At 33.0% G+C, this 11,913-nt stretch carries 11 protein-coding genes; 5 read left to right on the plus strand and 6 right to left on the minus strand.

Features of this window, described 5'->3' with window-relative positions; translation table 11 throughout:
- Positions 1-257 precede the first annotated feature (257 nt).
- The 6 genes from GFJ94_RS08745 to panC are packed head-to-tail and all read right to left on the minus strand — an operon-like array spanning position 258 to position 5,306.
- Entirely contained in the window at positions 258-464 is a 207-nt protein-coding gene (locus GFJ94_RS08745) for a hypothetical protein (RefSeq protein ID WP_153201169.1), read from the minus strand.
- A gap of 42 nt (positions 465-506) precedes the next feature.
- The gene (gene radA / locus GFJ94_RS08750; protein ID WP_153201170.1) at positions 507-1,868 is read right to left on the minus strand and encodes a DNA repair protein RadA; all 1,362 of its coding nucleotides are present in this window, start codon (positions 1,866-1,868) and stop codon (positions 507-509) included.
- Between the two features lie 6 nt (positions 1,869-1,874).
- Positions 1,875-3,089 (minus strand): alpha/beta hydrolase-fold protein, encoded by a 1,215-nt coding sequence (locus GFJ94_RS08755; protein WP_153201171.1) that lies wholly within the window; start codon positions 3,087-3,089, stop codon positions 1,875-1,877.
- A 40-nt stretch (positions 3,090-3,129) separates the two neighbouring features.
- The gene (locus GFJ94_RS08760) at positions 3,130-4,092 is read right to left on the minus strand and encodes a lysylphosphatidylglycerol synthase transmembrane domain-containing protein (protein WP_153201172.1); all 963 of its coding nucleotides are present in this window, start codon (positions 4,090-4,092) and stop codon (positions 3,130-3,132) included.
- 1 nt (position 4,093) lies between these two features.
- Positions 4,094-4,444, minus strand: a complete 351-nt coding sequence (gene panD, locus GFJ94_RS08765) for an aspartate 1-decarboxylase (RefSeq protein WP_008255780.1) — start codon at positions 4,442-4,444, stop codon at positions 4,094-4,096.
- Positions 4,445-4,457: 13 nt separating this feature from the next.
- Positions 4,458-5,306 carry a pantoate--beta-alanine ligase gene (panC, locus tag GFJ94_RS08770; protein ID WP_153201173.1) on the minus strand — a complete coding sequence of 283 codons (849 nt, stop codon included), beginning with the start codon at positions 5,304-5,306 and terminating at the stop codon, positions 4,458-4,460.
- A gap of 107 nt (positions 5,307-5,413) precedes the next feature.
- Here panC and GFJ94_RS08775 point away from each other — a divergent pair, with 107 nt between their 5' ends.
- The 5 genes from GFJ94_RS08775 (at position 5,414) to GFJ94_RS08795 (ending at position 11,886) form a co-directional block, all read left to right on the plus strand.
- Positions 5,414-6,220 carry a glycogen/starch synthase gene (locus tag GFJ94_RS08775; RefSeq protein WP_153201174.1) on the plus strand — a complete coding sequence of 269 codons (807 nt, stop codon included), beginning with the start codon at positions 5,414-5,416 and terminating at the stop codon, positions 6,218-6,220.
- 96 nt (positions 6,221-6,316) lie between these two features.
- Positions 6,317-8,038, plus strand: a complete 1,722-nt coding sequence (locus GFJ94_RS08780) for a DUF4270 domain-containing protein (RefSeq protein WP_162523830.1) — start codon at positions 6,317-6,319, stop codon at positions 8,036-8,038.
- A 7-nt stretch (positions 8,039-8,045) separates the two neighbouring features.
- The gene (glmS, locus tag GFJ94_RS08785) at positions 8,046-9,893 is read left to right on the plus strand and encodes a glutamine--fructose-6-phosphate transaminase (isomerizing) (protein WP_153201176.1); all 1,848 of its coding nucleotides are present in this window, start codon (positions 8,046-8,048) and stop codon (positions 9,891-9,893) included.
- Positions 9,894-10,045: 152 nt separating this feature from the next.
- Positions 10,046-11,557: a F0F1 ATP synthase subunit beta gene (atpD, locus tag GFJ94_RS08790; RefSeq protein ID WP_153201177.1), complete on the plus strand. Its 1,512-nt coding sequence runs from the start codon at positions 10,046-10,048 to the stop codon at positions 11,555-11,557.
- Between the two features lie 47 nt (positions 11,558-11,604).
- On the plus strand, positions 11,605-11,886 hold the full coding sequence (locus tag GFJ94_RS08795) for a F0F1 ATP synthase subunit epsilon (protein ID WP_153201178.1): 282 nt from the start codon (positions 11,605-11,607) through the stop codon (positions 11,884-11,886).
- Positions 11,887-11,913: the final 27 nt, after the last annotated feature.

The raw sequence follows: 11,913 nt of genomic DNA on the forward strand, positions 1-11,913 counted from the left end.
TTTATTTCTTATTAGAAAAGGATGAGGTTCTAGAATTTCTTTATCGTGGAAAAATTGATTGTGGGGGAACGTCAATTATAATTAGATTAGACGAAGAACAAATAAATCTGTTATTGAATAGTAAAATTAAACAAATAAGAATATTAATTGAGAGTAATAAAGATTTTAATATTTCTGAAAAAAAAGATTTATTATTTAAAGAAAATTTAAAATGTCTTTTAAGTGACAATAAAAAATAATCTGATTTCTCGTAATTTTTATTTGTGTCTTGAACAATATGAATCACCTCTTTTTGAAACGCAATTTTTACATTGTTTTTTAGTGCTTTTAGCAATTGCTTTACATTGACCGTGTTTACAAGAAACAACATTTGTTCTTGTAGTTTTATTTTCAGATCTTTCAAGATTTAAGGTCGAAAAACTCAACAATCCTAAGAATAAACTATATAAAAGAATTTTTTTCATAATTTTCGAGGTTTTATTTTTTCGTTAGGGAGATATAAAAATCTACCCAAACAATTCACTCACCACATCTTCTATCTTAGCCACTAGAACAATTTTGATTCCCGTATTTTTCAACGAAATTTTGTTGTGTTTCGAAACAAAAATGGTGGTAAAACCTAATTTCTCGGCTTCTTGAATGCGTTGTTCAATGCGGTTAACGGGTCTAATTTCGCCTGAAAGTCCTACTTCTCCTGCAAAGCAAAAACCTTCGGCAATGGCAATGTCTTCGTTTGAGGATAAAATAGCGGCAACAACGGCTAAGTCAATCGCGGTGTCTTCTACAGAGATTCCGCCCGTTACGTTTAAGAACACGTCTTTGGTGCCTAATCTAAAACCAGCGCGTTTTTCTAAGACAGCCAAAATCATGTTTAATCGTTTGGCGTTGTAACCTGTGGTGCTTCGTTGCGGAGTTCCATAAACTGCTGTGCTTACTAAAGCCTGAATTTCCAACATCAACGGACGCATGCCTTCTAAAGTAGTAGCAATTGCCGTACCAGAAAGTTGCTCGTCTTTGTGTGAAATCAAAATTTCGGAAGGATTGTCGACTTCGCGTAAACCAGAACCTTGCATTTCGTAAATACCTAATTCGGCAGTTGAACCAAAACGGTTTTTTAACGAACGTAAAATTCTATACACGTGATTTCTATCGCCTTCAAATTGTAAAACGGTATCGACCATGTGTTCCAAAATCTTTGGTCCGGCGATGGTTCCGTCTTTAGTAATGTGTCCGATTAATAAAACAGGCACATTGGATTCTTTCGCATATTTAATCAACTCTGCCGTACATTCTCTAATTTGAGAAATACTTCCCGCAGACGATTCAATGTAATCCGTGTGTAAGGTTTGAATTGAATCGATAATAACAATATCAGGTTCAATTTCCAATATTTGACGGAAGATATTTTGGGTTTTAGTTTCGGTTAAAATGTAGCAATTATCGCCAGTTGAGGTAATACGTTCGGCACGCATTTTAATCTGTTTTTGGCTTTCTTCTCCCGAAACATAAAGCGTTTTGTAGGGTAATTTCAAAGCAATTTGCAAGAGCAATGTACTTTTTCCAATTCCTGGTTCACCACCTAACAAAGTTAAGGAACCCGGAACTAATCCGCCACCCAAAACCCGATTCAACTCGTTATCAGTCGTGTTCAATCGGATTTCTTGTGCGGTATCTATTTCTTTAATTAGTAAAGGTTTAGTAGCGGCTTTTGAAGTAGCACTTGTGGTTTTCCAAGCTACTTTTTCTTCTTTTTGAACCAATTCTTCTACAATGGTATTCCATTCTTTACAAGCATTACATTGTCCTTGCCATTTTGAATATTGAGTACCACAATTTTGGCAAAAGAAAGCCGTTTTTACTTTACTCATTTTGTTTTATTCCGTTTTTTCAGTTGGTTCTTCTGTTGGAGTATCAGCTGGCACTTCAGCTGGTACTTCTTCTGTTGGTTTGTCTTCTTTGTCTTTTAAAGCTTCTGCTCTGTTTAGCATAAAGTCTTTTGTCAATTCACGTATTGGTTCTTGAGTAAAAGCTCTTTGGTACATTTTAATAGCTTTTTTATAATTGCCTGTTTTTTCAAAATAAAGAGCTCTATGGTATGTTCCTAAAGTTGATTTTGGATAGTGCTTGTCTGCATATTCGCCTAAATTTTGCAATTCATCATATGCTTTGTTTTTTAAAATTGCCGCTTCAATAGCTTTAAAATCTGACAATCTTGGTTTAATTTTAAATCCAAATCTTTTTTCTAATTCATCGTATTTTGCAATTATATAGTCAGCATAACCAGCGTCTAATTTTAAAATTTTATCTTGAAATTCTACCATTGAAATGGGTTGGTACCCATCAAAAATAAAATATATAGCATTTGGAATCGCTTTTGCTACTAACGAATAATGCGAAGCGCCTTTGAAAGCATCATTTAGATATTTAAAAGTAGCATTTGGAATAGCTTTAATATTTGCATCTAATTCCGCTGCTTTTTCATTGATTTCTTTTAAATCGCCTTCACCAGTAGCTTGATAGTAGAAAAGGGGTTTTGTTATTTTAGCCAAACGTTCTGCAATTCGTTTTTCCATTTCTGGAGCCATTTCTGGTGCTAATGAAATATAAGCGTTAAAAATTGGGTTGTCTTTGTAAAGATAAAAATTCATGAAACCGGCTGTTGTGTCGTGGCCTGCAATCATTCTAAAAGGGATAGTACGATACGTTTTGTCTACATAAGGATATAATTCTTGTCCTATGAATTCGAAGAAATTTGCTCCTGTGCCTGATGGAAATCCTGCTTCGTCAAATTCGCTATCTGCAAAACGAGTTTCACCATAATTTTGATTTACAGCGATGATAATCATTTCAGGTAAATCGTCCCAATAAGCGCCATATTTTAAAATACCTTCAAAAGGATCTAATAAATATTCGCCATCTAAAATTAATAATGTTGGGTAGCTTTTTTCTGGACTAGTTGCGTATGATGCAGGAGTTACAACTGTAAAAGTTCGTGTGCCTAATTTTTTAGATTCGATGGTTTCTGGTGTGCGTTGTGCAAATAAGCATGACGATACCATAAATGCAAAAAGGAAAAGTTTGGTTTTCATTTTAAATAGTTTGGTTAAAATAGATTAGCAATTTACTAATTTATTTTTTATTTAAAATAGGTAAAAGCAAATAAGATAATAATCCCAAGAAAATGGTTAAAAGTGTTTGTGAAACCCAGATTAAATAACCAAAGGCGGTTCCGATTCCTTCTGAAATACCATATAAGCCTAAAATTGATGCCACGGCCCACGGATAAGCACCCAAGCCACCATTAGAAAAACCTACAGCAAGTGTTCCAAAAATAAAACCCATTACCACAACATCAAAACTAATATCAGCCGTTTCGGGAAGGGCAAAAATGGTTACATAAAACATAGCTAAATATGAAAACCAAATGAAAAAGGAATGAAAAATGTATTTCCATTTGTCTTTCATTTTTAAGATGCTTTGCATGCCTTCAATTAGTCCAGAAAGTTTTTGTTTTAATTTTAAAATGATTTTCCATTCGGCATAAATCCAAATTAGAGCAAAAAGTATGAATAGTAAAAAGCCAACGATTGCTGTCCAAATCAAGGTTTCAAACTTTACATTTTTATCAAGTAAATAGTGATAAATAGTATCAAACTGAGAAATAAATCCGATTGCTACAAAAAGTAAAAAAATCAACATGTCTACAATCCTTTCAGCAACAATAGTTCCGAAACCTTTGTCAAAAGGTACGTTTTCGTATTTTTTTAATAATGCAGCTCTTGAAATTTCACCGGATCGAGGAATGGTTAAATTAACCAAATAAGAGACGCAAACTGTAAAAAAATCATTGCGAAATTTAGTTTGATATCCTAAGTGTTGTAAGGCAAATTTCCAGCGATAAGCTCGTGACCAAAATCCAAAAAGAGCAATAAATAAGGATAGAAAAATATAGAAATAATCAGCTTTAATAAAACTGATTTTAATTTTTTCTAATTCTTCTGGTGTAAGTGTGGTGTATTGATAATAAATAATGCCTAACCCAATAAAAAGTGGGATAGTAAGGCTTAAAAATTTTCGAATACCAGCTTTCAAACTACGTTAAAGAATTATCTTTCTCGTTAGGAAAAACTAAGGTAGGTTTGAATTTTTTAGCTTCTTCAAAGTCCATAATTCCGTAAGAAATAATGATTACGATATCGCCACGGTGTACTTTACGAGCAGCAGGTCCGTTTAATGTGATTTCGCCAGTATTTCTTGGTCCTTTGATAGCATACGTTTCTAATCGTTCACCATTGTTGATGTTCACGATTTGTACTTTTTCACCTTCAATAATGTTCGAAGCCTCCATAAGTGCTTCGTCTATGGTGATACTTCCTATATAATTCAAATCGGCACCCGTTACGGTTACTCTATGAATTTTTGATTTTACTACTTGAATTTGCATGATGCAAAGGTAATTAATTTAGTGAAATATTATCAATTAATCTGATATTCTCAATGAAAATGGCTATAAATCCGCGATATTTTTTGTTGGATTCTTTTTCAGAAACTGGTAAAAGTGTTGCTTCATCAGCAATTTCAAAATATTCTAATTCAAATTCAGGATATTTTTCGAATTCCTTTTCTACAAATTTTATCGTTTGTTCGGCTGAATTCGTTTTGAAAATTTCTTTTGCCAAATTTAGTGTTTGATAAATAATAGCTGCATTTTTTCTAGCGGTTTCAGAAAGGCGTTCATTTCTAGAACTCATAGCTAATCCGTTTGTTTCTCTGTGAATGGGGCAACCAATAACATCAACCGGAATTTTATATTTTGAAACTAATTTCTTTACAATTTGTAATTGCTGAAAGTCTTTTTCACCAAAATACGCTTTGTTTGGTTGAACAATTTCGAAAAGACGTTTTACAATGGTTCCCACGCCATCAAAATGTCCTGGTCGGTGTTTGCCTTCCATTTGATTTTCTAATCCATCGTAATTAAAATTTTCAGAAACGGTGTTTCCTTCGTAAATATCGGTTACTTCAGGTGCATAAACGATGATGTTGTTGCTTAAATCTTGCATGATTTGCACATCGCGTTCCAATGTTCTTGGATATTTATCTAAATCTTCTGCGTTGTTAAATTGGGTAGGATTTACAAAAATACTCATCACCGTTACATTGTTTTCTGAAAGCGAATTTTTCAGTAACGATAAGTGTCCTTGATGCAGCGCTCCCATTGTAGGAACAAATCCAATGGATTTTTTTTGTTTGATTAATGGGCTTAAAAAAGCACTTAATTCGGACTTTTTATTAAAAATGAGCATTTTTTACTTTGTTGTTTCAGGTGCAAACTTACTATTTTAGTGGATAAATCCATAAAATTTTGTAATTTTGCAAGGTTTTTTAAAACAATAATTAACTAGAATACATTATGGAAGACAAGAGGATATTGTATGTATCATCTGAAGTGGTGCCTTATTTAGCGGAGAACGAAGTGTCAATACAGTCGTATGAAATGCCAAAAATGATCAATGATTTAGGTGGACAAATACGAATTTTTATGCCTAGATATGGTAATATTAATGAAAGAAGACACCAATTACATGAAGTTATTCGTTTATCAGGGATGAATTTGGTAGTGAATGATATGGATATGCCTCTAATTATTAAAGTAGCTTCAATTCCTAAAGAACGAATTCAGGTATATTTTATTGATAACGACGAATATTTCAAAAGAAAAGCAACTTTTTCAGACGAAGAAGGTGTTTTATATCCAGATAATGACGAAAGAGCTATTTTCTTTGCAAAAGGAGTAGTGGAAACGGTAAAAAAATTAAATTGGGTTCCTGATGTAATCCATGTTCACGGTTGGATGGCAGCGATGTTGCCAGTTTATTTAAAACATTATTATAAAGATGAGGGTATTTTTGCTGAAACAAAAATCATTTCTTCGGTTTATGAGCAAGGATTTGAAGGTCAATTAGACAATGAATTTATCAATAAAGTTGTTTTTGACAATATTAGTAAAGAGGCTGTTTCAGATTTAGAACTGCCTACTTATGAAAACTTAATGAAGGTGTCTATCATGCATTCTGATGCTGTAGTCGCAGGCTCTGAGGCGTTGTCTCCAACTTTAACAAAATTTATAGAAAGTTCAAACAAACCTTTTTTACCTTTCGCCTCTAAAGACACAATTAAAGAAGTGTATACTTCGTTTATCAAAAATCACGTATTATAAAAGGGTTTTACCACTATGAAAAAAAGTTTTATTAAAATATTTGCTTTAATCACAATCACATTTGCAGTTGTTGCATGTGATAAAGATTTTAATACTTTGGGCTCTGATCTTGTAGATGATTCGCATTTTAATTTAGAAGAAGTAGAGGTTGAGAATTTGAAATCTTATTCTATTGCTACTCAGTCTGTTCAGTCTAATAATTTGCCAATTAATGCTTTGGGGATTTATAAAGATCCTTATTTCGGTACATCAAAGGCTCATTTTGTTAGTCAAGTTGAATTAAGCAATTCAAATCCAACAATAGGAGATACACCTGTTATCGATTCTGTTTATTTGTACGTTCCATATTTTAGTACATTGGAATCAACAACAGATTCGGGTGAAAGAATATATGAATTAGATTCTGTTTATGGTTATGATGAAAATGCTAAATTTAAATTGCATGTTTATGAAAACGGTTATTTTATAAGAGATTTCGATCCAAGTACTAATTTTCAGAGTTCACAAAAATATTACACGAATGGAAAATCTATTATAGATCCTTTCAAAGGAACTGAATTATTAAATAATAGCCCAAATTTAGCTCAAAATGATGAATTTTTTATAAGTAATAAAGAACTATATATATATAAGACTAATGGCAGTGGTTTATATGTTGATAGTGCTGGAGATGTATTAGCAAATCAATCAGATGTTTCTTTGCGTGTTATTAAAGAAAGAAAAACACCGGGTATTTGGTTAGATTTAAAAAACAGTTTTTTTCAACAAAAAATATTAGATGCTGCTGCATCTGGAGTACTTTATAATAATAATATATTTAAGGACTATTTTAGAGGATTGTTATTTGAAGTTCAAGAAATTACCCCTGGACAAGGTTCAATGGCTATGTTAGATTTTTCGACAGCAGAATTCAAAATTATTTTTAAATCATCAATTGGTGGAGGAGATATGCTTAGAAGAACATTGAGTTTACAGATGGGTTATTCTTCAACTAGCTCTAAAAAAAGTAATTCAATTAATTTTTTAGAGCATACTAAATCTCTAGATTATAATGCGGCACTTAACGCTTCAAATCAATTAACAGGTGATGATAAGCTTTTTATAAAAGGTGGAGATGGTTCATTAGCTTTTATTGATGTTTTTGATCTAGATGAAGACAACCTTACCCTAACAGATGACGGAGAACTTATAGGTTCTGATTTATTACCTGAACCAAATTTAGTACCTGATGATTTAGATAGATTAAGAAGTAATATGAAATTGAATAAATGGTTAGTTAATGAGGCTAATTTAGTTTTTTATACCGAAAATTCAATAATGAGTGCTACTGACATAGTTGAGCCACAAAGAATTTATATTTTTGATGCTACTAACGATAAGCCAATAATAGATTACTACTCAGATCCATCTACTAATAATTCAGATATTAAGAAAAATAAAACATCATTTGGAGGTTTAATAGCAGAAGTAAAAGATGAAAATGGTGATGTTATTGGGACAAAATATAGTTTCAGAATTACTGAATACATCAAAAGGTTATTAATTAATGAAGATACTAGTAATAATACAAATTTAAGAATTGGAGTTTCAGTTACAGAATCAATAAATATTAATACAAACGCATATATCAATCCTGACAACACTCAACCAATAGTTATTAATGGTGATATTGTTGAATTTTTACCAGTTGCATCTGTTATGAATCCTTTAGGAACAGTATTACATGGACCTTCAAGTACAGCAACTTATGTTGATGAAAAAGGGAATGTAGTTCCTATGAAATTAAGATTAAGAATTTATTTCACTAAACCTAACTAAAGATTATATGTGTGGAATTGTAGGTTACATCGGTCATAGAGATGCCTATCCTGTAATTATTAAAGGATTACATCGTTTAGAATACAGAGGTTACGACAGTGCAGGTATTGTTTTATATGATGGAAAAGATTTAAAATTATCAAAAACCAAAGGAAAAGTTTCTGACTTAGAGGTTAAAGCCCAAAGCGAGAAAACAACTATTGGTAAAATAGGGATGGGACACACACGTTGGGCAACTCACGGAGTTCCTAATGATGTGAATTCTCACCCACATTTTTCTAACTCTGGGAAATTAGTGATTATTCATAATGGAATCATCGAAAATTATGAACCATTAAAACAAGAATTAATCAAAAGAGGTTACACTTTTAAATCGGATACTGATACTGAAGTATTAGTAAATTTGATTGAAGAAGTTAAGAAAAAAGAAAATTGTAAACTTGGAAAAGCAGTTCAAATCGCCTTAAACCAAGTAATTGGAGCATATGCAATCGCGGTAATTGATGTCGAAAATCCAGACGAAATTATCGTTGCTCGTTTAGGTAGTCCGTTAGCAATTGGAATTGGTGAAGACGAGTTTTTTATCGCATCAGATGCAACTCCATTTATCGAATATACTTCAAATGCTATTTATTTAGAAGATGAAGAAATGGCAATTGTGCGTTTACACAAACCATTAAAAGTTAGAAAAATCAAAGATGATTCATTGGTTGATCCTTATATTCAAGAACTTCAATTAAACTTGGAGCAAATCGAAAAAGGTGGTTACGATCATTTCATGATGAAAGAAATCTACGAACAACCAAGTGTAATCAAAGATACATACAGAGGAAGACTTTTGGCAAACAAAGGAATTATCCAAATGTCAGGTGTTGAAGATAACTTAGAAAAATTCTTAAACGCAAAACGAATCCTTATTGTAGCTTGTGGAACTTCATGGCACGCAGGATTAGTTGCAGAATATATTATCGAAGAATTTTCAAGAATTCCAGTAGAAGTAGAATATGCTTCAGAATTCAGATATAGAAATCCTATTATCAATAATGACGATGTTGTTATCGCAATTTCACAATCAGGTGAAACCGCCGATACTTTAGCAGCAATCAAATTAGCTAAAGAAAACGGAGCATTTGTATTCGGAGTTTGTAATGTGGTAGGTTCGTCAATTTCTCGCGAAACTCATGCAGGTGCTTACACGCACGCAGGTCCAGAAATCGGAGTAGCTTCTACAAAAGCATTTACAACTCAAATTACAATTCTTACTTTGTTAGCATTGCGTTTAGCAAAAGCAAAAGGAACAATGCCAAATTCAGATTACCAACGTTATTTATTGGAATTGGAATTAATGCCAGAAAAAGTGCAAGAAGCATTATTAACAAATGACGTAGCCAAACAAATTGCTGAAATTTATAAAGACGCAACCAATTGTTTGTACTTAGGAAGAGGTTATAACTTTCCAGTGGCTTTAGAAGGAGCTTTAAAATTAAAAGAAATTTCATACATACACGCAGAAGGATATCCAGCAGCAGAAATGAAGCACGGACCAATTGCGTTAATTGATGAATCTATGCCAGTAATTGTAATTGCTCCAAATAAAGGACATTACGATAAAGTGGTAAGTAATATTCAAGAAATAAAATCAAGAAGCGGTAAAATTATTGCTGTAGTTACTAAAGGAGATACACAAGTTAAAGCTTTAGCAGACCACGTAATTGAAATTCCAGAAACAAACGAACCATTTACACCATTATTGACTACAATTCCGTTACAATTATTGTCGTATCACATTGCAGTTTTAAGAGGTTGTAACGTAGATCAACCTAGGAATTTAGCAAAATCCGTTACTGTAGAATAACATTTTAAAAGCGAAATTGGAAGATTTCGCTTTTTTATTGCAAAAAATTCAAAAAATAAATTGCAAAATTGTTTTAGAAAAAACTATCTTTGCACTCGGAAAAATACATCATTTTTTCAACATTAATTAGCTATTAAATAAATACATAAGCAATGTCTAGAATCACAGGAAAAGTTGCACAAATTATCGGGCCAGTTGTTGACGTCGTTTTCAACGATTCAAATAACGAATTACCTAAAATTTACGATTCATTAGAAATCACTAAAAAAGATGGTACTTTATTAGTACTTGAAGTTCAATCTCACATTGGTGAAAACACTGTTCGTACCATTTCTATGGACTCTACAGATGGTTTGTCAAGAGGAGCAGAAGTAGTTGCTACTGGTGCTGCAATTCAAATGCCAATTGGAGCAGACGTTTTTGGTCGTTTATTTAATGTAATTGGTGATGCAATCGACGGTTTAGGAGATTTACCTAAATCAGGCGCAAATGGTTTGCCAATTCACAGACCAGCTCCAAAATTTGAAGACTTATCAACTTCTTCTGAAGTTTTATTTACAGGTATTAAAGTAATCGACCTTATTGAGCCTTATGCAAAAGGAGGTAAAATTGGATTATTTGGTGGTGCTGGAGTAGGTAAAACTGTATTAATTCAGGAGTTGATTAACAATATTGCAAAAGGTCACGGTGGACTTTCTGTATTCGCAGGAGTAGGTGAAAGAACACGTGAAGGAAATGACTTACTTCGTGAGATGTTAGAGTCAGGAATTATTAAATATGGTGACGATTTCATGCACTCTATGGAAAATGGAGGATGGGATTTGTCTAAAGTAGATATGCCTGGAATGAGAGATTCTAAAGCTACTTTCGTTTTCGGACAAATGAATGAGCCACCTGGAGCTCGTGCTCGTGTAGCACTTTCAGGATTATCTATCGCAGAATATTTCCGTGATGGAGCTGGATCTGACCAAGGTAAAGATGTATTATTCTTCGTAGATAATATCTTCCGTTTTACTCAAGCAGGTTCTGAGGTATCGGCTTTATTAGGTCGTATGCCATCTGCAGTAGGTTATCAACCTACATTAGCAACTGAAATGGGTGCAATGCAAGAGCGTATTACTTCAACTAAAAAAGGATCTATTACATCTGTACAAGCGGTTTACGTTCCTGCGGATGACTTAACTGACCCTGCACCAGCAACAACGTTTGCTCACTTAGATGCAACAACAGTATTGTCTCGTAAAATTGCTGAGTTAGGTATTTATCCAGCGGTAGATCCATTAGATTCTACTTCTCGTATCTTAACTCCAGAAATCTTAGGAAACGAGCATTATGACTGTGCTCAAAGAGTAAAAGAGATTCTTCAAAAATACAAACAATTACAAGATATCATCGCCATCTTAGGTATGGAAGAGTTATCTGAAGAAGATAAATTAGCAGTATCTCGTGCACGTCGTGTACAACGTTTCTTATCACAACCTTTCCACGTAGCGGAGCAATTTACAGGTATTCCTGGAGTATTGGTTGATATCAAAGAAACTATCAAAGGATTTAACATGATTATGGATGGTGAATTAGATCACTTACCAGAAGCAGCGTTTAACCTTAAAGGTACTATCGAAGAAGCTATCGAAGCTGGACAAAAAATGTTAGCAGAGGCATAATTTTTAATAGCTTAAAGCCTAAAGCTTAAAGCCTAAAGCATAAAAAAATGATTTTAGAAATAGTATCACCAGAAGCTACATTGTTTAAAGGAGAAGTTACTTCGGTAGCAGTTCCTGGAATTAACGGTGAGTTTCAAATGCTAAATAATCACGCACCTATTGTTTCATTATTAGCAAAAGGGAATGTGAAAATCAATGCTCAAAATATTAAAATTGAAAAAGAATTCGTTACTAAATTCAATAAAGTAAATGAGCAAACGTATTGGTTGCCTATTAATTCAGGTACCATCGAAATGAATGAAAACAAGATTATTGTTTTAGCCGACTAAGACAATAGATTTATAGTAAAAAAGTCC

The organism is Flavobacterium sp. LMO8 (assembly GCF_009495755.1).
Taxonomy (GTDB): domain Bacteria; phylum Bacteroidota; class Bacteroidia; order Flavobacteriales; family Flavobacteriaceae; genus Flavobacterium.